This window comes from Endozoicomonas sp. ALB091 (genome assembly GCF_049310265.1).
Lineage (GTDB): Bacteria > Pseudomonadota > Gammaproteobacteria > Pseudomonadales > Endozoicomonadaceae > Endozoicomonas.
This window is the reverse complement of the sequence record NZ_JBLYNQ010000006.1, coordinates 792088-814475: the sequence shown is the minus strand read 5'-3', so window position 1 is coordinate 814475 and position 22388 is coordinate 792088. Positions and strand designations below refer to the sequence as shown.

Sequence of the window (22388 nt, the reverse complement as noted above, 5' to 3'; positions counted from 1 at the left end):
CCCGCAAATTGCTTACACCATAAGAGTGGAGTGAAGCTTTTGTTATATATATGACACTTTTTTGAGCCATACTACACGTCCCGCTGAGCTCACAACGAAACGTCAACAGGCCCTATAGTACTCTCATTAAAAAGGTTTGTCGGCCTTGAGACCAGTGTGTTGAACTGAGAATCTATAAATTAAACGGTGATTTTAGTGTGGTCAGAGGCTGCAGAGCTTTTTTATGAACGTCTGGAAAAAATGGCTGTCTATTACCTTTATAGCTTTTGGAATTAACCAGGTTTTTGCGTCCATCAATGATGACCTGGATCGACTGATCGCCACATTACCGCCCGGGCATATTCATTCCATTAAAGTTATTGAAGCTGAAACCGGAAAGGTGCTGTTTGACCGGAACAGTCGCTTTAACTTGCTTCCAGCAAGCACGGTCAAAGCCATCACGGCTATCTCGGCTTATCGGGTGTTGGGAGAAGAGTATCGGTACCAAACCCGCTTGCTGGGTAACAAACCCTTGGCAGAGGGAAAGGAATATGCCGGAGACCTGATATTAACCTTTTCAGGTGACCCATCGCTGACCAGGCATGACCTTTCTGAGCTACTGGGAAAACTGATTAATAAAGGTGTAAAAGTAATACGCGGCAATATCTGGCTTGATGGTTCTATATATAGTGGTTATCCAAGAGCCGGTGGTGCAAGTTGGGATGATCACAATATCTGCTTTGCCGCACCAGTCAGTGCCATGATACTGGATCGTAACTGTTTTTTTGGCTGGCTGGTGCCTTCTGGAACAGAGGGGCAGTTGTCAAAGATGGTTTACGATGAGCCACACTGGCAGCTCTCTGTTGATAATCGCATAGCGATTAGAAAACCTCAGGCCCATGAGCCAGACGGGTGTGTTCAGGAAGTGTGGCCATCATCAAACCATGAGTACCGCCTGGAAGGGTGTATTGCCCCTGATGCCAAACCCATGCGCATGGCATTTTCAGTGCGTGATCCGGAGCGGGCTGCCGCAAGGTTTGTTGAGTCTTTTTTGCAGGCAAACAACATCAGGCTTGAAGGCAGGGTTGTGGTTGAGAAACCACAGGGGGATTTTACCTGGCTTGTGGCCAGTCATCATTCTGCGCCGGTGCCTGATCTTTTACAGCGAGTGCTGGATAAGTCAGACAACCTGTACGCTGATAGCCTGCTGAAAACCATAGGGTCGTCGGTAAAGGGTGAAAAGGGTTCTTATTCTTCAGGCACAGAGGCGGTTCTGGCTATGTTACGGGAAGAGGGCGTTGACTTGACCAGGGGGCGATTGGTGGATGGTTCAGGATTGTCCCGATATAACATGCTCAGTGCTGATGACTTTACTGAAGTGTTGCAAACCGGTTGGAAAAGCTGGGGGGAGAATGCTCCCTGGCTGGCCTCACGGGATGATGAACGTCGCTGGCTAAAGACTGGTTATATGAGTGGGGTAAACAGTATGGTGGGTTATGCCTTTCCGGAAAATAACTCACCTTTGATATTCGCTGTACTGCTGAATGGGCTGAGACCTGTTCAGCCAGCGACGAATGAAGAGGTAAGAGCCTTTCATCATGAAATCAGGCTGTTCCACCGGGCATTTCTTGAGCGACTGACGGGCACACAATAAAGAAGGCATCAGCTTGTTGGAGGGTTGTCGTATATTGTTCTGAAAATTAACGGATGAAGTATTGCCTTCGTTCGTTTTCTCTTTATAATACGCGGCTCTTCCCAGGGCATTCCCAAAAGATTGTCAGAGATCAGCAGAATAAATGTTCATTGCTGACCGGGAAGTGCGGTTTGAAAATGGGTTGTTTGGAGATGAACGAAAAACAACCGGTTGACAAATCAAACTGGCGCGGTAAGATGCGCCTCCGCTGACAGGGCTTTGGGCAACGTCAGTGAGTTGGAAAGCTTCTGAAAATGATCGCTTGACAACGAAAGTCGCCACGGTAAGATAGGCGGCCTTGCTGATCGGCACTGACTGCTGAATCAGCGATTAAATCACCACGATTTAATCAGTTCTTTAACAAGATATCAGACAATTCGTGTGGGCGCTTGTGCGATTGCATCGGTTAATCAGTTCTCTTAATAAAGAGCGCTGAAAGCACTTTAAGATGCTTAATTGATCAAGCGAACATACCTGTAAATTCATGTACGTTTAATTGTGACATTGAGCCGTTGCCTTGCTTTTCGGGGTAAAGCAACAAAACGATTTAAACTGAAGAGTTTGATCATGGCTCAGATTTAACGCTGGCGGCAGGCCTAACACATGCAAGTCGAGCGGTAGCGGGAAGAGCTTGCTCTTTGCCGACGAGCGGCGGACGGGTGCGTAACACGTAGGAATCTGCCTGGTAGTGGGGGATAGCCCGGAGAAATCCGGATTAATACCGCATACGCACTAGCTCTTCAAGAGCGGTGGAAAGGAGGGGACCCGTTTCTTTTATTAGAAGCGAGCCTTTCGCTATCAGATGAGCCTGCGTCGGATTAGCTTGTTGGTGGGGTAAAGGCCTACCAAGGCGACGATCCGTAGCTGGTCTGAGAGGATGATCAGCCACACTGGGACTGAGACACGGCCCAGACTCCTACGGGAGGCAGCAGTGGGGAATATTGCACAATGGGCGAAAGCCTGATGCAGCCATGCCGCGTGTGTGAAGAAGGCCCTAGGGTTGTAAAGCACTTTCAGTGGGGAGGAAAGGTTGAAGGTTAATACCCTTCAGCTGTGACGTTACCCACAGAAGAAGCACCGGCTAACTCCGTGCCAGCAGCCGCGGTAATACGGAGGGTGCGAGCGTTAATCGGAATTACTGGGCGTAAAGCGTGCGTAGGCGGCCACCTAAGTTGGATGTGAAAGCCCCGGGCTCAACCTGGGAACTGCATCCAAAACTGGGTGGCTGGAGTACGGGAGAGGAGTGTGGAATTTCCTGTGTAGCGGTGAAATGCGTAGATATAGGAAGGAACACCAGTGGCGAAGGCGACACTCTGGCCTGATACTGACGCTGAGGTACGAAAGCGTGGGGAGCAAACAGGATTAGATACCCTGGTAGTCCACGCCGTAAACGATGTCTACTAGTTGTCGGTTGTCTTGTACGACGGGTAACGCAGCTAACGCGATAAGTAGACCGCCTGGGGAGTACGGCCGCAAGGTTAAAACTCAAATGAATTGACGGGGGCCCGCACAAGCGGTGGAGCATGTGGTTTAATTCGAAGCAACGCGAAGAACCTTACCTGGCCTTGACATCCTGCGAATCTCTTGGAGACAAGAGAGTGCCTTCGGGAACGCAGAGACAGGTGCTGCATGGCTGTCGTCAGCTCGTGTCGTGAGATGTTGGGTTAAGTCCCGCAACGAGCGCAACCCTTGTCCTCAGTTACCAGCACGTGATGGTGGGCACTCTGGGGAGACTGCCGGTGACAAACCGGAGGAAGGTGGGGACGACGTCAAGTCATCATGGCCCTTACGGCCAGGGCTACACACGTGCTACAATGGTGCATACAGACGGTTGCCAAGCCGCGAGGTGGAGCTAATCTGAGAAAGTGCATCGTAGTCCGGATTGGAGTCTGCAACTCGACTCCATGAAGTCGGAATCGCTAGTAATCGTGAATCAGAATGTCACGGTGAATACGTTCCCGGGCCTTGTACACACCGCCCGTCACACCATGGGAGTGGGTTGCTCCAGAAGTAGTTAGTCTAACCGCAAGGAGGACGATTACCACGGAGTGATTCATGACTGGGGTGAAGTCGTAACAAGGTAGCCCTAGGGGAACCTGGGGCTGGATCACCTCCTTAAACGAAAACCGACGTCCATAAGCGTTCACACGAATTGTTTGATAAATCAGTTGTCAGTTGGCAGTAGCCAGTGGGCAGTTGATTTTCTTTGTTCTTTAAAAGTGTGTTTAATGAATCCGTTATCTTGATTAAGATGCCGGGTCTGTAGCTCAGTCGGTTAGAGCGCACCCCTGATAAGGGTGAGGTCGGCAGTTCGAATCTGCCCAGACCCACCAAGCTTTCAAGAGATGAAAGCCTGGTTCAACGGAAAGATAGGGGGCTATAGCTCAGCTGGGAGAGCGCCTGCTTTGCACGCAGGAGGTCTGCGGTTCGATCCCGCATAGCTCCACCAATTTCTCGTCTTTTACTTGTAAGAGACAGCAGAAAACTGATTCATTAAGCATATTTTGCTCTTCTTTCGTAACGAAAGAATGTTCTTTAACAATGTGGAATCCAAATTAAGCTGAATTGATTTAGACAACTTCGGTTGTTTAATGAAAATTCTTGCTGAGACACTCTCAAGTTAATTACCGAAAGGTAATAGCTAATGTGTATGGCGATGAATTTGAATAACTTCAAATTCATTTGATCGTTTAAGGTAGTTGTATTGACTGACCTCTAATGATTTACGAAGGTAAATCGTTTCGGGTTATATGGTCAAGTGACTAAGCGTACACGGTGGATGCCTTGGCAGTCAGAGGCGATGAAGGACGTGGTAATCTGCGATAAGTCTTGGGGAGCTGATAAACAAGCTGTGATCCAGGAATTTCCGAATGGGGAAACCCAACGGCATAAGCCGTTATTCCTTACCTGAATACATAGGGTCTGGAAGGCGAACCCGGGGAACTGAAACATCTAAGTACCCGGAGGAAAAGAAATCAATTGAGATTCCCCCAGTAGCGGCGAGCGAACGGGGACCAGCCCTTAAGCAATTTTTGGTTTAGTGGAAGACTCTGGAAAGTGTCGCCATAGTGGGTGATAGCCCCGTACACGAAAGGCCAATCATTGTGAAATCGAGTAGGACGGGACACGTGAAATCCTGTTTGAACATGGGGGGACCATCCTCCAAGGCTAAATACTCCTGACTGACCGATAGTGAACCAGTACCGTGAGGGAAAGGCGAAAAGAACCCCGTTGAGGGGAGTGAAATAGAACCTGAATCCGTGTACGTACAAGCAGTGGGAGTCGGTGGTCAGTTGTCAGTTGTCAGTTGCCGGTAGGCAAGCGACAACCGGCGACTGATTACCCGGTCGTCAACGTCGGAAATACTGGCAGATTTGCACAAGAGTAAAATACCACTCGGAGCAAAACTGACCACCGACAACTGACAACTGACCACCGATGACTGCGTACCTTTTGTATAATGGGTCAGCGACTTACTTTCAGTGGCAAGGTTAACCGTTTAGGGGAGCCGTAGAGAAATCGAGTCTTAATAGGGCGTCGAGTCGCTGGGAGTAGACCCGAAACCGGGCGATCTATCCATGGGCAGGTTGAAGGTTGAGTAACATCAACTGGAGGACCGAACCGACTATCGTTGAAAAGCTAGCGGATGACCTGTGGATAGGAGTGAAAGGCTAATCAAGCCCGGAGATAGCTGGTTCTCCTCGAAAGCTATTTAGGTAGCGCCTCGTGTCTCACCATCGGGGGTAGAGCACTGTTTGGGCTAGGGGGTCATCCCGACTTACCAACCCCATGCAAACTCCGAATACCGATGAGTGCAATCACGGGAGACACACGGCGGGTGCTAACGTCCGTCGTGGAAAGGGAAACAACCCAGACCGTCAGCTAAGGTCCCAAAGTAACAGTTAAGTGGGAAACGATGTGAGAAGGCCCAGACAGCCAGGAGGTTGGCTTAGAAGCAGCCACCCTTTAAAGAAAGCGTAATAGCTCACTGGTCGAGTCGGCTCGCGCGGAAGATTTAACGGGGCTCAAACTGTTCACCGAAGCTACGGAATTCAGTGGTCAGTTGTCTGTTGTCAGTAATCAGTTGATGAGGCAATGCATGCAGGGTTTCGAAGAGCTTGAGGTATTCCAGGCGACGTATCGACTTTCGTTGAAAGTACATGCGATGAGTCTTGAATTTCCAAAGCACGAACAAATGCGTGGACTGGCAGATCAAATGCGCAGGGCCAGTAAAGGCATCTGTGCCAAAGTTGCAAGAATGTTGGTGAATTTGCACAAGAGTTTCCAATAACTCGGAGCAAAACCGATCACCGACAACAGACAACTGATCACTGGATTGGTAGAGGAGCGTTCTGTAAGCCGTTGAAGGTGTACCGGGAGGTATGCTGGAGGTATCAGAAGTGCGAATGCTGACATGAGTAACGACAAGGGGAGTGAGAAGCTCCCCCGCCGGAAGACCAAGGGTTCCTGCGCAACGCTAATCGGCGCAGGGTGAGTCGGCCCCTAAGGTGAGGTCGAAAGACGTAATCGATGGGAAACAGGTCAATATTCCTGTACCCCTTCTGACTGCGATGGAGTGACGGAGAAGGCTAGGTCAGCGCAGCGTTGGTTGTCTGCGTTTAAGATCGTAGGCTGGGGTTTTAGGCAAATCCGAAACCTCAAGGCCGAGAATTGATGACGAGGTTCTACGGAACTGAAGTGATTGATGCCATGCTTCCAGGAAAAACTTCTAAGCTTCAGGTCAGAAGGGACCGTACCCCAAACCGACACAGGTGGTCAGGTAGAGAATACCAAGGCGCTTGAGAGAACTCGGGTGAAGGAACTAGGCAAAATGGCACCGTAACTTCGGGAGAAGGTGCGCCGGCTTTGGTGATCGGACTTGCTCCGTAAGCTGAGGCTGGTCGAAGATACCAGGTGGCTGCGACTGTTTATTAAAAACACAGCACTGTGCAAACACGAAAGTGGACGTATACGGTGTGACGCCTGCCCGGTGCCGGAAGGTTAATTGATGCTGTTATCGCAAGAGAAGCGGTTGATCGAAGCCCCGGTAAACGGCGGCCGTAACTATAACGGTCCTAAGGTAGCGAAATTCCTTGTCGGGTAAGTTCCGACCTGCACGAATGGCGTAACGATGGCCACGCTGTCTCCACCCGAGACTCAGTGAAATTGAAATCGCTGTTAAGATGCAGCGTATCCGCGGCTAGACGGAAAGACCCCGTGAACCTTTACTACAGCTTCACAGTGGATCTTGATGTTGCTTGTGTAGGATAGGTGGGAGGCTTTGAAGCGGTGACGCCAGTCATCGTGGAGCCATCCTTGAAATACCACCCTGGCAATATTGAGGTTCTAACCCGGGTCCCGAAACGGGATCGGGGACATTGTGTGGTGGGTAGTTTGACTGGGGCGGTCTCCTCCCAAAGAGTAACGGAGGAGCACGAAGGTGTGCTAAGTACGGTCGGACATCGTACGGTTAGTGTAAAGGCACAAGCACGCTTGACTGCGAGAGGTACATCTCGAGCAGGTGCGAAAGCAGGTCTTAGTGATCCGGTGGTTCTGCATGGAAGGGCCATCGCTCAACGGATAAAAGGTACTCCGGGGATAACAGGCTGATACCGCCCAAGAGTTCACATCGACGGCGGTGTTTGGCACCTCGATGTCGGCTCATCACATCCTGGGGCTGAAGCCGGTCCCAAGGGTATGGCTGTTCGCCATTTAAAGTGGTACGCGAGCTGGGTTTAGAACGTCGTGAGACAGTTCGGTCCCTATCTGCCGTGGACGTTGGAAGTTTGAGAAGAGCTGCTCCTAGTACGAGAGGACCGGAGTGGACGGACCACTGGTGTTCGGGTTGTGTCGCCAGACGCATTGCCCGGTAGCTATGTTCGGACGGGATAACCGCTGAAAGCATCTAAGCGGGAAGCCCCCTTCAAGATGAGACTTCCCTGACTCCTAGAGAGTCCTGAAGAGCCGTTAAAGACTATGACGTTGATAGGTTGGGTGTGTAAGTGCTGTGAGGCATTGAGCTAACCAATACTAATGACTCGTGCGGCTTGACCATATAACGCCAAAGCGATTTGCGAATCAGTTGACAGTGGTCAGTGGTCAGTGGCCAGTTGTCAGTTGGAGCCATACGCATAGAGTGTGAAGCAAGAAAGCAGCTTAATTAAAGGATTCCATCTAGAGACTGGTTTCTAGTCTCTAGTATCTAATTAGCCTGGCGACCATAGAAGGTTAGAACCACCTGATCCCATCCCGAACTCAGCAGTGAAATGACCGATCGCCGATGGTAGTGTGGGGCTTCCCCATGTGAGAGTAGGTCATCGCCAGGCACCCAACAGAAAAGCCCAGTTGAGCAATCAACTGGGCTTTTTTTGTTTGTGTGCCGGATATGGTGCATATCGTCATCGGCGATTTTCAGCACACTTGGTAGTGGCTGGATGACTTGGTGGTGAGGGCTTTAGCGACACCCTCAAAGCTTTGGAAACAAGATCAGGTTTAAATAGCAGGCTGATCGGGAAGACGACCAATAATCTGTATCAGAATTTCTTCAATCTTGTCTAAACGTTTATCTTGCTGATCAAAGCGTTTGTCCTGTTGATCAAAGCGCTGATCAATCTGTCGGAACTGAGCATTGACCTCTCCCTTGAACTCATTCAGTTCTCTGCGGGTATCCTGCTGCTCTTTGAGAACAAGGGCAACCACTTCTTGGGTTGCACTGACAACTTTCACCAAGTCTCGAAAAGCGTGATCCAGTGCTTCCTGCCCCATCTCCAGTTTCTCAACCCTCGATTCAAGATTCACAAGCTTACCTTTATGAGTTGTTGTTCGAGACCTCAGGATAGCAGAGAATGGCGAACTGCCAACGGACGTTAAAATGAGCAGTCCATACCCATCTGCCAGAAGCCGATTTCCAGGCGGGTCGCTTCCCGGAAAGTCTGGCAGAGAGCATCCATTCGGGCGGCGTTGTAACGGGACCTGGCCAGCTGCTCCAGCTGCTCGACCTGCTTTCTGGCGCCGCCAAGAAATTCTTCCCCCCCGTAAGTTTCTATCCAGGCCCAATAAGGGTTGCCCTCTTTGAGCGTATCCGGGTCGTTCTTTAAACGATACCCGATTTCCGCATAACCTACCGCGCAGGGCGATAACGCCGTGTAAAGATCAAGAATATCACCCGCCATTCCCCGCTCCAGCACATAACGGGTGTATGCCATATTGGCCCGGGCTTCCGGCAGGCTGACCACATCCTTCTCTGTCAGCCCCCACTCCCGACAATAGGCCAGATGCAGCGTCATTTCGCCCAGGATACCGCTTACGGACTCCGATGCAGAACGCATATCTTCCAGGTTATCCGATTTGTAAACCGCCAGTGAGTAAGCCCTGGCAAAGTGAATCAGGAACAGGTAATCCTGCTGAAGATAGTGGCGAAAAGAGGCAATTGGCAACGATCCGTCGGCCATCCCCCGGACAAACGGGTGATGGCAGTAGTTATGCCAGTCCTCCTGGCAGGCCGCTTTCATGCGCCCGTAAAGGGTGTTTTCATCGTTAAGGAACAAGGTATCTGAGCTCATGGCCGGACTCCGGGCATCATTATTGACCCGCATCATAACTCACCGTTGCCCGGTTGCACATTTATACCCTTAACCGTGACTCTGCCAGGCAACACACAATCAATCAGAACTGAGGTAAGGGTTTGATGGAACAGAGTTTCAGTCTGAAAAAGTTAAGGAACATTTTTGCAGTGAACACGATCAAACTAACCAGATGATCTGAAATCCGCTGTTCAGCCGCTTACTTTCCCGGTTCTTCAGGGCCACACCGCCAATTTTGCAGTGCTGCAGCGTCTTGCCACACGAGGTGAATGAATAATGCAAACCAACATGTCTTACGCTTCATCAACGATTACCATGCTTAACCCCGTGCATGTCTCCGATGAAATAAGAAAGGCAGGGCAGGAGGATATTGTTTTTATCCATACGCCGAAAACCGGGGGGACCAACATTGCCTGTCTGATGAAAGCCATCAGTGCTGATTCAGGCAGCGTATTTAATCATCGCTGCTCCGTTATGCGGCAAGAGGGTGTTTCCCCCAATCTTTTCAAGCCCGGAGGAATGGGCGGTTATCCCTCTCCGGAAGCGCTGGAAAACCTTAAAGCACAACATTCACCCCGATTTATCAGTGGCCATATGCCCACGGGCCTGATAGAGGAAGGTGGTTTACAGGGACGATATATCTCATTAGTTCGGGAGCCGGTAGCAAGAGCCGTGTCCTCCATTAATTTTGATTATCAACGGGGTTACCTTGCCAAAGAGGATGTTGAAACTTATGCTGGTTCCACCATGATTGATAATTTACAAACCCGGCTGATCGCCGGGAAAGATCATATGGATGGTGAATGCACAGAAGACACTTATCGTGCAGCCACCCGAAGAATAAACGACGAATTTTTACTGGTAGCACCGACAGAAGCTGTCGACTCAGTGACGTCAGTGGTTGCTCGTCTGTACGGTGAGGAAAAAGTGGCTTCTGCCCGCTTTCAGGTGACCGGCAATAAGCTCTATGATGAAAAATCCCCGCCAGAACACCTTAAGTCCATTTTAATCGGGCGTAATCAGTTTGATACCCGGCTTTATCAGCATGTAGTCAAAGAGTGGGAGAACTTTACTAATCGCCATGTTACCGGGGTACAGGCCGGTAATGAAGAAAGCCCCTACCTGACCTTGCCGCCAGACATGTTAACGACGAAAGCATGGAAAAGACTGACAGCCCATGAGATTAACGAGCACAACCAAAAAGCAGGCGGTTCACTGATGCGTTTTCAACAAAAGTAAGGGTTGTTTGCAAAGCCTCAACAGGTGGCGGATTATGCCCCACCTTGTCGTATATAATTCCCCCGTAAGACGTTCACTGCTGACCATCTTTATCCTTCCGCGTCACCGATGGACAATGCCTGAAAAATGATCAGGAAACTCTGATGTACAAAGAGCCAAAACGAATTCAATCGGTTGAGCGAAGTTTCGCCATTCTTGAGGCCCTGTCCCAACATCCCGGACCATTAACTCTGCAGCAGGTCAGTGAGGCGGTTGAGCTGAACAAGACCACGGTTCATGGCCTGCTGGCGACCATGAGCGAGCTGGGGTATGTCTTGCGCAGCAAACAAGGTTATTCCCTGGGGCTGAGATTTCGTGAGTTGTCCAGACCACTGGAGCAAAAAGACGAAGCCATTCGACGGCATTTCAGTGCCTTGCTGATGAAAATGGCACAGCTCACAGATAACACCGCCTATCTGGCCGTGCCCAGTGGTGCCCAGGAATATCTCTACCTTGATGCGGTTGAAGGCGGCCATTCACTGACCATTCGCAGCCCCCGTGGCAAACGTGAAGGTTTGACCACATCGGCGATCGGCAAGGTGTTTCTCGCGTTTGACCATGAATTACTGCGTCGTCTGCGCCTGCTGGGACAAGTCCCCGGGGCGCTGGAAAAGGAACTCCAGTGGGTAGCACAACACAACTATGCCCTGGATCTGGAAGAGGCGCAGGCCGGATTAAACTGTCTCGCCATCCCCCTCTACCTGAACGGGGAGTTTGTTGCCGTTGCCGGGATCAGCGGCGGTGCCGGGGAGTTAACCAGGGCTCGCCTGATGCATTTTGCCCTTCAGTTTCTGACCACTAAATAGTAGAGGCACTTAATTTGATAATGTCGAATCTTGTGCACTTTCTTGGCAACTTCCACCTTTTTGTCCTTATCAGCGCATACACTTAACAGTTTCATTGAATCTCAGGAACTGCTTATGTCTGTTGTTTTGATTACCGGTGCCAATCGTGGTCTGGGTCTGGAGTTTGTCCGCCAGTACGCGTCGAAAGGCTGGCAGGTATTGGCAACTTGTCGTTCACCACAGTCAGCAAGTGCACTGAATGAACTGGCGACTGCGCACGCTACTGTCCAGGTATTACCGCTGGATGTGACCAAAGAGGCAGATATCAACGCCCTGGCTACCAGCCTGAATGGTCAGGCTATCGATCACCTTATCCTCAACGCCGGTGTACTGGGGTCAGACTGCGCGACACTGGGTGAGATGACCCAGGCGAAATGGCTGGAAGTACTCACCATCAACACCGTTGCTCCGGCACTGCTTATTCAGGCGCTGCAGGACAATGTGGCGGCCAGTGAACATAAGACCATTGTCGGTATTTCTACCCGGGTTGCCAGTCTGGGGGATAATAGCTCCGGCAATATGTACAGTTATCGCGCATCAAAAGCAGCCTTGAACCAGATTCTGGTATCGGCGGCACAAAACCTGCGCAACCAGCAGGTGAAAACCCTGGCCATTCATCCGGGCTGGGTACAAACCGATATGGGCGGTAAGGATGCCACGTTCCCCGCTGAGCAGAGTGTTGCCGGTATTATCAAGGTCACTGAAAACCTGACCCTGGAAGAATCCGGCAGCTTTCGTGTATTCGATGGTTCCAGTATTGAGTGGTGATCTGCCCCACAACCCGGCACTATTCCCTGTCTTGTCGGCTTAAGCTAACACTGCTGAGTTGATAGCTTTCACGACGGGAGACCTAAAAAGGCCGACAGTTATTGTCGGCCTTTTTATTAATCAGGAACCTTTGACAGGGAAAGCCTGTTGCCTCTCCACTCAGCAGACGATTGCTGACTATATCGAGCAACATTGCCGTGAGGACGACTCTATTGTATTGGCGCAAGCTCCGATGGCACTAGTTCATGGTTTCAATGAGTTTGACGTGTACAATCTCCGTTCACCCTGAGCGGAGTCGAAGGGTGCTTGGCACGATCTATCAGAGTCCGGAGTTTCCGCCCTTCTACAGGCTCAGGACGAACGGAGTGCGGAGGCACAACAACCCGTCAAACTCATTGAAACCATGTACTAGCGGTCAGGTGTTTACCTGAAGCATTGCAGCATAAAGTGCTGACCAGCCCTGCACTGTGCATCCAATATTTAATTGCTCAACTTGCCGGGGAATAAATCAATGGCTTTCTTATCGTTTAACTTCAGTGAAAAAAGCAGATTTAAACGGTTAAATACCCGCCATCCACATTTATGCAGGCACCCGTTGTGTAACTGGAAGCGTTAGACACCAGGTAAAGAACAGTTCCTGCCATTTCTTCAGGTGCGGCGCTGCGATTCATGGGAATATGCGTCAATGCCTGTTTCAGGATTGCCGGATTGCCCGTCAGTGCTGAGGCAAACTTTGTTTCAGTCAAACCCGGCAATAAGGCGTTTACCCGGATATTCAGCCCGGCACACTCTTTGGCAAAGGCTTTGGTCATGGAGATAACCGCTGCTTTGGTAACCGAGTAAATACCTTGCATATGCCCGGGCACAACACCATTGACAGAAGCAACATTAACAATACTACCACCGTCATTTTTGCGCATGATTTTTCCGGCCTCTGCGCACATAAAGAAGTAGCCACGAATATTAACGTCTACTGTCTTTTGAAAGGCCGCCAGATCAGTATCAAGAATATGACCGAAGTAAGGGTTGGCTGCTGCATTATTGACCAGAATATCCAGCTGACCATGTTTTGCCTTGATCGTCTCAAACAGGGAGGTGATCTGATCCATATCACCGATATGACAGGGGATAGCTTCGGCAGAGCCGCCGCTGTCACGAATACTGCTACAAACGGCTTCACTGCTATCCAACTTGCGGCTGGAAACAATCACATGGGCACCCTGTTCTGCCAGCAGTCTGGCAATAGCTTCACCAATGCCCCGGCTGGCACCAGTCACCAATGCGATTTTTCCTTTCAGGTTGAACAGATCTTTTTGGGGTTCGTTGGTTGTCATAAGAAGTCTCTTTATTGTTTTTATATGCGGGTGAGCAACGCTTTTTCACCTTTTACTTCAAGGTGTGAATAATTGTTGAAACCATGCAGGCTCAGTTTACCGTTGCGCTCAGAGATAGCTGTAATGGATGTATTGTGAATCTGTCGGTTAATACGAAACATCTCAGTATCCGGACAGTTCAACAGTTGCAGTATAATCACGGAGATCACACCACCTGAGCTGACCAGCACAGCGGAATCATTTTGTGCCATCTGACGGGTCGACTGATGAAGTACCTCTATCGTCCGGGATTTAAAGGTATGCCAGGACTCCTGGTATTCATTGTCATAATCACCAGACATCCAGCGAAACAGTGCCGCACGATAGGCGTCAAAGAAAGCCTGCTTAGGATTAGCCGCCTGGGCAAAAGCCAGGTCCATTTGTACCCGATCAGTAAAATCGGGGTTCGCCGCCAGCATCAAGTCACCGGAATCCAGCTCATCCAGTCCGGGAAAGGTGATATCCGCGCACAACGAACGGTACCCGCTTTTCGACATCCCTTTATGGATACCAGCCAGCGTCTGCTGTTGTCGCAGCAAGGTGCCGGAGCCTGACAATTGAAATGACTTGCCCAGTGTTTGTGCCAACCACTCGCCAGTAATAACAGCCTGACGTTCACCCAGCGGGGAAAGACAGTCATAGTCGGGCTGCCCAAATGATGCCTGACCGTGTCGAGTCAAATAAATGGTAGCCATTGTTCTTTTTGTCCTAGAGTGATGACTGGCTGATCAACCGCAGGCAGCGTTGCTCCAGATACGCTATCGCCATAGGAAACATGGCAAAACGTTGATCCCTGGTCTGGCCATGATGAAAGCGGTAGTATATCTGCTGCATAATCACTGCCAGCCGGAATAAGCCGTAAACTTCGTAGAAATCAAACGTCTTCAGTTCAATATTATTCTGCTCACAGTACCAATCGACCACTTCTTTGCGCGTCAGCATACCCGCAATATTCGTTGGCTGACGGCGGAACATTTGCATTTGTGGTTCATCATCCGCTTCGATCCAGTAGGCAAGGCTATTACCCAGATCCATCAATGGGTCACCCAGTGTGCACATCTCCCAGTCCAACACACCAATAACTTCAGTTGGGTTGTCCGGGTTCAAGACCACATTGTCGAACCGGAAGTCATTGTGAATCAGACAGGTGCCAGCATCTTCAGGTTGCTTACTGTCGAGCCAGCTCATCACTTGTTCAAAGTCGGGTACATTGTCGGTGATCGCCTTACGATAACGGCCGCTCCAACCGTTGATCTGACGTTGCACGTATCCGGAGCCTTTACCCAGACTGGTCAGACCGGCTTTTTCAATATCGATGTTATGCAATTCACTGAACTTTTGCAGAACATTGATACACAACTGTCGACCTTCCTGCTCAGATAGTGCCATCCCTTTTGGCAGGTTATTGCGTGGAATAATGCCATTCAGGCGCTCCATCAAATAGAAATCACACCCCAGAACACTCTGTTCTTCGCAAAAGGCCACCATTTTGGGTACCGGGTAATGATCCTGCAAAGCAGACATCACACGATATTCACGACTCATATCGTGGGCAGAAGCCGCTTTTACACCAAAAGGCGGGCGTCTGAGAATCCATTCTTTCTCACCTTTGGAAACCCGGTAAGTCAGATTGGAAGCACCGCCGGGGTATTGCTCAACCTTAAGGTCACCGGCAATATCAGGAAGCATCCTATTCAGATAGGCATCCAGTGCCGCTCTATCCAGCTCCTCTCCGGATCGAACCGTTCCCGGCTGATCAACAAATCCTGCACTTTCAGTGGTCATAGCTTCACACCCTGTTTTTTTAAATTCTTCTTATATCCTTTGCTCACCAGTGCTTTGAACAGTGATGGCAGGTAACGCTTGATGCGCCACAGTATGCGCCCCTCGCGATGGGGCAAGACATAAAATGTCTTATTCTGAACCGCATTGAAGATATCATTGGCCACATCTTCAGCGGTGATGTTGGAACTGGCCAGTAGCTTATCCACCACCTTTTTCATTTCAGCATCACCGGATCGAAAAGACTCGGCAAGGTTGGTCTGAAAAAATCCCGGGCAAACCACTGACGTATGAATACCAAAAGGTTCCAACTCGATCCTGATGGTTTCTGACAGGCCCACCACTGCACTTTTGGTGGCATTATAACTGGACATCATCGGCGCGTTCACCAAACCGGCAAGCGAAGCAATATTGACAATATGGCCGGAGCGCTGCTGCTTAAACAGTGGCGTAATGGTTTTACAACCTCTGGCAACACCCAGCAGGTTAATGTCCAGAATCCACTGCCAATCTTCCATAGAGGACGTTTCGATACGACCACCGGCTGCCACACCGGCATTATTCACCAGCACACCGATATAGCCCCAGCGCTGCATGGCGCTGGCAATCATGGCTTCTACATCCTGGTCACTGGTGACATCACAGCGGGTGAAATAGGCATCGGCACCCAGGGCTTTCAGGGCTTCGACCGTTTTATTGCCTGGCTCCTGATTGATATCAGCGACACAAACCGAATAACCTGCACGGGCAAAGCGCTCACAGGTTGCACGGCCAAGGCCACTGGCACCGCCGGTCACAATTATTGTTTTTATAAACGACATGCCTTGATCCTATTTATTATTTTTCGTGTTATCGATACTTCATCAGTTCAAACCTGGCAATCAACCCACGATGCACTTCATCTGGCCCATCCGCTAAACGCAGCACCCTTGCCATTGCCAGCATACGGGTTAACGGGAAATCATCGGAAAGACCACCACCGCCGTGCATCTGAATAGCCGCATCAACCACCTGCTGGGCAACGTTGGGGGCCACCACCTTGATCTGGGACACTTCACTCATTGCGCCCATAATGCCTTTTGTATCCATGAGCCATGCCGCTTTCAGAGTGAGCAACCGGGCCTGTTCAATACCGATCCGGGCATTGGCAATCACATCAGGATTGCCATTCAACTTCACCAGAGGCTTACCAAACGCCTTGCGGCTCAGGCCCCGCTCACACAATAGTTTGAGTGCTTTTTCCGCAGAGCCAATCAAACGCATGCAATGATGGATACGACCCGGTCCGAGACGTCCCTGGGCAATTTCAAACCCCCGGCCCGGGCCACCAATAAAGGCAGACAGCGGTAACCGTACATCAGTAAACGACACTTCACCATGACCAAATGGTGCATCGTAGTCTCCCATGACACTTAACATGCGCTCGATTTTTATACCGGGCATATCCAAAGGCACCAAAACCATAGCGTGACGGTGATGACGATCTGCCTCAGGGTTCGAAATGCCCATAAAGATAACGAACTTGCAGTTAGGGTGGCCTATACCACTGCTCCACCATTTACGACCATTCAATACTATCTCATCACCCTCAATGACACAGGTGGCACCCATATTTGTTGCATCACTGGATGCAACCTCTGGCTCGGTCATACAGAACGCAGAACGAATTTCCCCGGCCAGCAACGGTTTAAGCCATTGTTCTTTTTGCTCCTCACTGCCGTATTTCCAGAGCACTTCGGCATTGCCGGTATCCGGCGCATTACAGTTAAAGACCTCCGGTGCCATCAAGCTCCAGCCAGTGGCCTCGGCGATAGGTGCATACTCAGTATTGGTAAGTCCTGCGCCCCATTCATCACAGGGCAGAAACATATTCCAGAGCCCTGCACTGCGAGCCTGTCTTTTTAACTCTTCAACGATTTCCGGTTGCTGCCACTCAGAGTGGTCTGCGGAGGTGGACAACGCCTGATGATACGCTTCTTCTGCTGGCAGTACTTTGTCGTTCATGAATGCCTGAGTGCGCTGGAGAAAATCCTGCGCTTTGGCAGAATGGGAAAAATCCATGAAAGCCTCGCTGTTATTGTTATTGCCCTCTATGCTGCTGTAGATGATAATCACGATCAAATGAATAGTTTTGATGAATAACTATAAATATTATGCATATATCAAGACTTGACCTTAATCTTCTGAGAGTGCTCGAAGCCATTGCCATTGCCGGCTCAATTACCGGTGCCGCAGGACGGCTCAACCTTACCCAGCCCGCCGTCAGCCACGCCTTAAACCGGCTTCGGGAGCAGTTGGACGATCCACTGTTTATCCGTGAAGGACGGGGCCTCCAGCCTTCTTCATACACCCGGGAAATTCTACCGGAATTGCGCACCGTCCTTGGCGACCTGGAGCGCGTGCTGGCACCGAGAGATGACTTTGTTCCAGCCACCAGTAAGTTGTCATTTACTCTGGCCATTCATAAGGCGATGGAAACTGTTGTGCTGCCACCATTAATGATGGCATTACAGCAGCAGGCTCCGGGTATCTCGATCCATAGTGTGAAACTTGATCGTCACCATGTGGAAAAGGAGTTAAGAGCAGGCAGTATTGACCTTGCCATTGACGTGCTTCTGCCGGTGGGCCGCCAAATCGAATATACCTTACTGCAGAAAACCCCAATGGTTGTCGTTGCCCGAAAAAATCACAGCCGGATAACCAAACAGCTGACCATGGAAGAGTATTTGAAGGAGAAACACATTCTGGTGTCCTCCCGCCGGGAAGGGCCTGGTTATGAAGATCAGCAATTGGCCAGCCTGGAAAAACGACGCTCAATCGCCCTTCGTTTGAGGGACTACCAGGTAGGCTGTCAGGTGGCTTCCTGCTCAGACTTATTGCTGACCCTGCCGCAGGATTACGCTCAACAATTGTCTCAGGATATGGGACTGCAAATTCTTCCACTGCCCTATGAACTGCCATCGGTCAGTGCCTATCTTTACTGGTACTCCATCAGAAGTGCATCACCCTCACTGCAATGGCTCAGAGGGCTATTAAATGAGCCTCGTCAGTAAAATCTGTGAGCTAATTCTGGTTCAATGAGCTGGAGCCCTGTTCGGGCAGCAGTTGTCCGTTCTCCCGGTACGGTGGAAAATTTCGACTGGCACAGGAGTCTGTTTATCAGATTCCGGTAGAGAATATGGATGCCCGGGACCAGACCATGCAGGACATTGATGGGGTCGATGTGGATTTGCAGGACGCCAACCTGTTGGGTATTCGCAGTCGTTACTGCTATGACATGGAGGTGCCTGTGGCGAACTTTATCATATGGCGGACTCTGCAGGTGAGCCAGGGGGCTTCACAAGATTGGTTGGCCTGCCAGGCATTAGCAAGGCTTTTTGGGGAAAATCGTTTTATGATTCCCTTGACCGGGCGCAGTGTGGTGCGAATGCAGACCGACTTTCGATGTGAAAAGAATGAAACCAAATGTGTCGATTGTGAGAATTTATAAAACCGCTTGTCTTCTGTTTTTACTGTCGTCCACTGCTGTGATGGCCTTTGATGTGGATAAGGTTATAGAGCATCAGGATGCGCTCTTGAATGAGCTAGAGCCTTTTCAGGAATTGCAGAACCAGCATATTGATAAAGAGACCGAGAAAATGATAGCCAGTCCCGGTTACCGACCCAATATGGATCTGGGATCAGTCAGGGAAGCCACTATCAGAATTGTTGGACAAATGATTACCACTCGTGAGCAGGCTGTGGCCGATGCCATGGCTTCAGTGGACCGGTCATCTTGCAGGGAAGCTATTACTGACTATAGGAATACGACACTGGCTAATTTGAAATCGGTCTATCAGGACTATGTCGACAACAAGGAAAAGGCGAAGGTGTCGGGTAATCTCAATGTCGTCCAGGCTCATGCTGTGGATTCGGGCAAACTGCATGCCGGGCCACTACTGGGATGTGGTGAGTATTGGATACCCGCTCCGCCGACCGGGGGGTAATCAGGATGAAATCACTTTATAAAAAACTGGGAAGTGTAGCCCTGGGGGGATTGGCTGCTTTAACATTTGCAGCTATTTCCCCTGTTATGGCCTCTCCTGCAACGCACCCTCTGGTTAAGGCATTTCCAGAGTCCACAGTGTTCCAGAAGGACGTCAAAAAATATGACCGGGTCGAACTGGTCGCCGGGCCGGTGGATTATCTCAAAGGGGACAATGAAGGTTATCTGGCTTCCCTGAAACTGGAGGCTCTGGGTGAATCACGGGTCTGGATCAATGACCACAGTATGAGTGACTCGGCGGTGCATCTGTACCAGGAGATGCTGGATCGTTTGGCAAAAGACCGCTTTGAAGTTGTTTATCGGTGCGAACAGATACAATGCGGTGACCTGACTGCCTGGCAACTTTATCTTTCTGAACAGCTTGAGGGTGACGAGTCCAGTCAGCACTATGTTCTGGCCAGGCAGGCGGGTAGCAAGGGGAACCAGTGGCTGGTTCAGTTTTATGTCATCGACCTGGATGGGGAGCCCAGGAGCTACCTTCGGATACTGGATGCCAGCACCCGACCGCAGCTGAAACTGGCCTTTAACCATCGTCTTCTGACACTGGATAAGCAATATCCCACAGTAGCCCTGCTGGATAATATCCCCGACATCCTGTTCGAGTCAGGGATGGCTGAATTGAATGAGAACGCTAACGATTACCTGCTCAGGCTGAAGCATGAGCTGATTGAGTCAGGCGCTACCCGGCTCACCATAGCAGGTCACACCGACAGTGTGGGCACAGAGGAAGACAATGAACGGCTTTCTGAGTCACGTGCCAGAGCAGTGGAACAAGTACTGACACGTGATAACGCCCTGGCAGGTTTAACGATTAATGTTGAGCACTACGGAGAAGAGGAGCCTGTTGCAGATAACCGCCAGACTGAAGGGCGAAAACAGAATCGGCGGGTGACCATTGAGTACCAGCAGCCCTTGAAAACGTCAGCTATCAATTAGTTTGGGCGCTTAAAAATAACAGAAGAATCATAAAAAGATAATACAGGGATGTAGAGATGTCAGGTCATCAGTTTTTAAAGAAACCTAACCCTCGTCGAATGATTGGCGCGGCTATGGCGGAGTATATGCCAATCCTTGGTATTGGCCTGATCACTGCGATGGCCGGTTACCAGCAGTACGGCGATGTCATCACTGACCATATAGGTGATATGGCGCAGGAGATGGCTTCCAACTATTACCAGGGCTGGTTCTATCCGGAAGGAACTCCGGGACTGGCAGCTCCCGGGGGCAGTGGCAGGCATAAAGATAGCGGTGGGCCGGATGATTCTGATGGTAGTGGCGGTGATGGTTCCGACGGGGATGGTGGTGATACTCAGCCTGGTGACGGAAATGTACCACCCATAGACGATCTGTTTCCTGACCCGGGTGGAGGCGGTGGTGGCGGTATGTGTCTTGGGCCAGGGGGCGGTGATCCGGGTTACTTTTATCCTCTGGGAGGTTCTTCACAAGGGGGTGTGTCCACCGCGCCCACTTATACGGTGGCGGGCAACCCTATTGACTTTGGTACGGGTAACAAGTTCCAGGTTGAGTCTGACTTTCAGCATTATGGCGAAACGCCCCTTAAATTCGAGCACTATTACAACAGCCGACAAAGTAATAAGTTAACCAGTCTGGGCCATGGCTGGCGACACAGTTACCAGCGGCAGCTTTCAGATCTGGTTGATCTGGAAGGGCAAATATCCGATACCTACCGCAAGATAGTTCGTGACGACGGCTCTGTCTATCTGTTCCGTCTTGAGCAGGATCGCTGGATCGGTCAGGGGGTCGTGGATCAGCTGGAAAAAACAGAAAGCGGCTGGCGTTACATCACCTTGAACCAGGTCATTGAAACCTATAATGAAGCTGGCCAGCTACAATCTGTCAAATACCCTAACGGCGTTATTCATCAACTGACATATAAAAATAACCAGCTGGTTTCAGTATCAGACAGCCGTGGCGACCAACTGACGTTTAATTACGAAGGCCATAGCGAAAAACCATGGCTCAGCCGGGTTGAACTGCCCAATAATACTGTTCTGCGTTTTCAGTACAGTGAAAAAGGCAACCTCAAGGGATTCCAACGACTGGGCGACAGCATCTGGTCACAAGTTGCAGCGCTCTGGCAGCACAATACCGCAACCTATCATTACGAGAATCAACAGCTCAACCATGCCCTGACCGGCATTACCGACGCGGAAGGTAAGCGCTATGCCACCTGGGGCTATGATGATCTCGGTCGTGCAAATCTTAGTGAACATGGTAATGGCGTTGAACGACTGACCTTTGACTACAGAAGTGACGGCACGGTAGCCATGACCAATGCAGCCGGTCTGGTGACTGTTTTTCATTTGGAAGCAGCACGGCCCGGTTATCGCAGGTTGGTCAGGGTGGACGGTAAGGCAACACCGACCTGTCCGGAAGTTCGCCAGGATCATCAATATAATGAACAGGGCTACCTGCGTCTGGCGGTAGATGCCGAAGGCAGTGCCACAGAATACCAGCGCAACCAGAGAGGCCTGGTGACCCGGCAGGATAACGGACTGACTCGTCAGCAAGGGCAGTGGTTACCCGTAGAAGGCACTTCCCGCGTTGAAAGACGCTGGCATAACACTTTACCACTGGTGACCGAAGAAATCCTGAGTCGTTACCACCAGGGACGTTGGCAGAGTTATCGCAAGGCCGACTTTCAATACAACGACGCGGGAAGGCTGCTGAGTCGTATTGAAACCGACCTGACACAACAGACCCTGCCCTATTCCACCTATGGTGATCAGCGCCACTGGGCATATAGCTATACCTTCGTAAGCAAAATGTCGGACAGATTGCCACTCTGGCGATCAACGGCCCCAGAAAGCCTCTGGCTGATGGCTCGGACGATATCACCACCTACCGCTTTAACGACCGTGGACTGCTGGAGAAAGTCGTCAACCCGCTGGGGCATACCATCACCATTGACCAGTACAACAGTGATGGCCAGCCCACCCAGGCGACACTGGCCAATGGTCTGAAAGTCAGCCTGGACTATAACAAAGCAGGACTGGCCACCCGAATCACCCGCAAGAGCAA

16 protein-coding genes, 2 tRNA genes and 3 rRNA genes are annotated in these 22388 nt (G+C 50.5%); 14 read left to right on the top strand and 7 right to left on the bottom strand.

Features of this window, described 5'->3' with window-relative positions; genetic code table 11:
• Window positions 1–223 precede the first annotated feature (223 nt).
• The 6 genes from dacB (at window position 224) to rrf (ending at window position 7998) form a co-directional block, all read left to right on the top strand.
• Window positions 224–1633, top strand: coding sequence for a D-alanyl-D-alanine carboxypeptidase/D-alanyl-D-alanine endopeptidase (dacB, locus tag ACO6UX_RS10565; RefSeq protein WP_422447383.1), 1410 nt, complete (start codon window positions 224–226; stop codon window positions 1631–1633).
• Between the two features lie 588 nt (window positions 1634–2221).
• A 16S ribosomal RNA gene (locus tag ACO6UX_RS10560) occupies window positions 2222–3790 on the top strand.
• A 138-nt stretch (window positions 3791–3928) separates the two neighbouring features.
• Window positions 3929–4005 (top strand) — tRNA-Ile (locus tag ACO6UX_RS10555).
• A gap of 40 nt (window positions 4006–4045) precedes the next feature.
• A tRNA-Ala gene (locus ACO6UX_RS10550) sits at window positions 4046–4121 on the top strand.
• 303 nt (window positions 4122–4424) lie between these two features.
• A 23S ribosomal RNA gene (locus ACO6UX_RS10545) occupies window positions 4425–7727 on the top strand.
• 155 nt (window positions 7728–7882) lie between these two features.
• Window positions 7883–7998, top strand: a 5S ribosomal RNA gene (gene rrf, locus ACO6UX_RS10540).
• The 16S, 23S and 5S rRNA genes sit together here with 2 tRNA genes alongside, the layout of an rRNA operon.
• Window positions 7999–8164: 166 nt before the next feature.
• Here the strand turns inward: rrf and ACO6UX_RS10535 are convergent.
• Window positions 8165–8470 (bottom strand): hypothetical protein, encoded by a 306-nt coding sequence (locus ACO6UX_RS10535; RefSeq protein ID WP_422447381.1) that lies wholly within the window; start codon window positions 8468–8470, stop codon window positions 8165–8167.
• Between the two features lie 68 nt (window positions 8471–8538).
• Window positions 8539–9234, bottom strand: coding sequence for a thiaminase II (gene tenA, locus ACO6UX_RS10530; protein WP_422447379.1), 696 nt, complete (start codon window positions 9232–9234; stop codon window positions 8539–8541).
• 297 nt (window positions 9235–9531) lie between these two features.
• Here tenA and ACO6UX_RS10525 point away from each other — a divergent pair, with 297 nt between their 5' ends.
• The 3 genes from ACO6UX_RS10525 (at window position 9532) to ACO6UX_RS10515 (ending at window position 12146) form a co-directional block, all read left to right on the top strand.
• Window positions 9532–10494: a sulfotransferase domain-containing protein gene (locus ACO6UX_RS10525; protein ID WP_422447377.1), complete on the top strand. Its 963-nt coding sequence runs from the start codon at window positions 9532–9534 to the stop codon at window positions 10492–10494.
• Between the two features lie 143 nt (window positions 10495–10637).
• Window positions 10638–11339 (top strand): IclR family transcriptional regulator, encoded by a 702-nt coding sequence (locus ACO6UX_RS10520; protein WP_422447375.1) that lies wholly within the window; start codon window positions 10638–10640, stop codon window positions 11337–11339.
• A 114-nt stretch (window positions 11340–11453) separates the two neighbouring features.
• The gene (locus tag ACO6UX_RS10515) at window positions 11454–12146 is read left to right on the top strand and encodes an SDR family oxidoreductase (RefSeq protein WP_422447373.1); all 693 of its coding nucleotides are present in this window, start codon (window positions 11454–11456) and stop codon (window positions 12144–12146) included.
• A gap of 551 nt (window positions 12147–12697) precedes the next feature.
• On the opposite strand, the gene ACO6UX_RS10510 is transcribed toward ACO6UX_RS10515, so the two are convergent.
• The 5 genes from ACO6UX_RS10510 to ACO6UX_RS10490 are packed head-to-tail and all read right to left on the bottom strand — an operon-like array spanning window position 12698 to window position 17362.
• Window positions 12698–13480, bottom strand: a complete 783-nt coding sequence (locus tag ACO6UX_RS10510) for an SDR family oxidoreductase (RefSeq protein ID WP_422447371.1) — start codon at window positions 13478–13480, stop codon at window positions 12698–12700.
• Between the two features lie 20 nt (window positions 13481–13500).
• Complete coding sequence (locus tag ACO6UX_RS10505) at window positions 13501–14214, bottom strand: histidine phosphatase family protein (RefSeq protein ID WP_422447369.1); 714 nt, start codon at window positions 14212–14214, stop codon at window positions 13501–13503.
• Between the two features lie 13 nt (window positions 14215–14227).
• Window positions 14228–15304, bottom strand: a complete 1077-nt coding sequence (locus tag ACO6UX_RS10500) for a phosphotransferase family protein (protein WP_422447367.1) — start codon at window positions 15302–15304, stop codon at window positions 14228–14230.
• Window positions 15301–16122 carry an SDR family oxidoreductase gene (locus ACO6UX_RS10495; RefSeq protein ID WP_422447365.1) on the bottom strand — a complete coding sequence of 274 codons (822 nt, stop codon included), beginning with the start codon at window positions 16120–16122 and terminating at the stop codon, window positions 15301–15303. The genes ACO6UX_RS10500 and ACO6UX_RS10495 overlap by 4 nt, the downstream gene beginning before the upstream one ends.
• 28 nt (window positions 16123–16150) lie before the next feature.
• Window positions 16151–17362, bottom strand: a complete 1212-nt coding sequence (locus ACO6UX_RS10490) for an acyl-CoA dehydrogenase family protein (protein ID WP_422447363.1) — start codon at window positions 17360–17362, stop codon at window positions 16151–16153.
• A gap of 92 nt (window positions 17363–17454) precedes the next feature.
• Here ACO6UX_RS10490 and ACO6UX_RS10485 point away from each other — a divergent pair, with 92 nt between their 5' ends.
• The 5 genes from ACO6UX_RS10485 to ACO6UX_RS10465 all read left to right on the top strand — a co-directional run bounded on the left by ACO6UX_RS10485 (window position 17455) and on the right by ACO6UX_RS10465 (window position 22330).
• Window positions 17455–18354: a LysR family transcriptional regulator gene (locus ACO6UX_RS10485; RefSeq protein ID WP_422447361.1), complete on the top strand. Its 900-nt coding sequence runs from the start codon at window positions 17455–17457 to the stop codon at window positions 18352–18354.
• 125 nt (window positions 18355–18479) lie between these two features.
• Window positions 18480–18791 carry a hypothetical protein gene (locus ACO6UX_RS10480; protein ID WP_422447359.1) on the top strand — a complete coding sequence of 104 codons (312 nt, stop codon included), beginning with the start codon at window positions 18480–18482 and terminating at the stop codon, window positions 18789–18791.
• Window positions 18778–19287 (top strand): hypothetical protein, encoded by a 510-nt coding sequence (locus ACO6UX_RS10475; protein ID WP_422447357.1) that lies wholly within the window; start codon window positions 18778–18780, stop codon window positions 19285–19287. Before ACO6UX_RS10480 ends, ACO6UX_RS10475 begins: the two co-directional genes overlap by 14 nt.
• A 5-nt stretch (window positions 19288–19292) precedes the next feature.
• Entirely contained in the window at window positions 19293–20282 is a 990-nt protein-coding gene (locus ACO6UX_RS10470; RefSeq protein WP_422447355.1) for an OmpA family protein, read from the top strand.
• Window positions 20283–20338: 56 nt separating this feature from the next.
• Complete coding sequence (locus ACO6UX_RS10465; RefSeq protein WP_422447353.1) at window positions 20339–22330, top strand: DUF6531 domain-containing protein; 1992 nt, start codon at window positions 20339–20341, stop codon at window positions 22328–22330.
• The last annotated feature ends 58 nt before the right edge of the window (window positions 22331–22388 follow it).

Coding starts and splice junctions, on each gene's coding strand:
- dacB (WP_422447383.1), top strand. CDS start 224: ATGAACGTCTGGAAAAAATGGCTGTCTATTACCTTTATAGCTTTTGGA.
- ACO6UX_RS10525 (WP_422447377.1), top strand. CDS start 9,532: ATGCAAACCAACATGTCTTACGCTTCATCAACGATTACCATGCTTAAC.
- ACO6UX_RS10500 (WP_422447367.1), bottom strand. CDS start 15,304: ATGACCACTGAAAGTGCAGGATTTGTTGATCAGCCGGGAACGGTTCGA.
- ACO6UX_RS10470 (WP_422447355.1), top strand. CDS start 19,293: ATGAAATCACTTTATAAAAAACTGGGAAGTGTAGCCCTGGGGGGATTG.
- ACO6UX_RS10465 (WP_422447353.1), top strand. CDS start 20,339: ATGTCAGGTCATCAGTTTTTAAAGAAACCTAACCCTCGTCGAATGATT.
- ACO6UX_RS10485 (WP_422447361.1), top strand. CDS start 17,455: ATGCATATATCAAGACTTGACCTTAATCTTCTGAGAGTGCTCGAAGCC.
- ACO6UX_RS10490 (WP_422447363.1), bottom strand. CDS start 17,362: ATGGATTTTTCCCATTCTGCCAAAGCGCAGGATTTTCTCCAGCGCACT.
- ACO6UX_RS10510 (WP_422447371.1), bottom strand. CDS start 13,480: ATGACAACCAACGAACCCCAAAAAGATCTGTTCAACCTGAAAGGAAAA.
- ACO6UX_RS10480 (WP_422447359.1), top strand. CDS start 18,480: ATGGATGCCCGGGACCAGACCATGCAGGACATTGATGGGGTCGATGTG.
- ACO6UX_RS10520 (WP_422447375.1), top strand. CDS start 10,638: ATGTACAAAGAGCCAAAACGAATTCAATCGGTTGAGCGAAGTTTCGCC.
- ACO6UX_RS10495 (WP_422447365.1), bottom strand. CDS start 16,122: ATGTCGTTTATAAAAACAATAATTGTGACCGGCGGTGCCAGTGGCCTT.
- tenA (WP_422447379.1), bottom strand. CDS start 9,234: ATGAGCTCAGATACCTTGTTCCTTAACGATGAAAACACCCTTTACGGG.
- ACO6UX_RS10515 (WP_422447373.1), top strand. CDS start 11,454: ATGTCTGTTGTTTTGATTACCGGTGCCAATCGTGGTCTGGGTCTGGAG.
- ACO6UX_RS10505 (WP_422447369.1), bottom strand. CDS start 14,214: ATGGCTACCATTTATTTGACTCGACACGGTCAGGCATCATTTGGGCAG.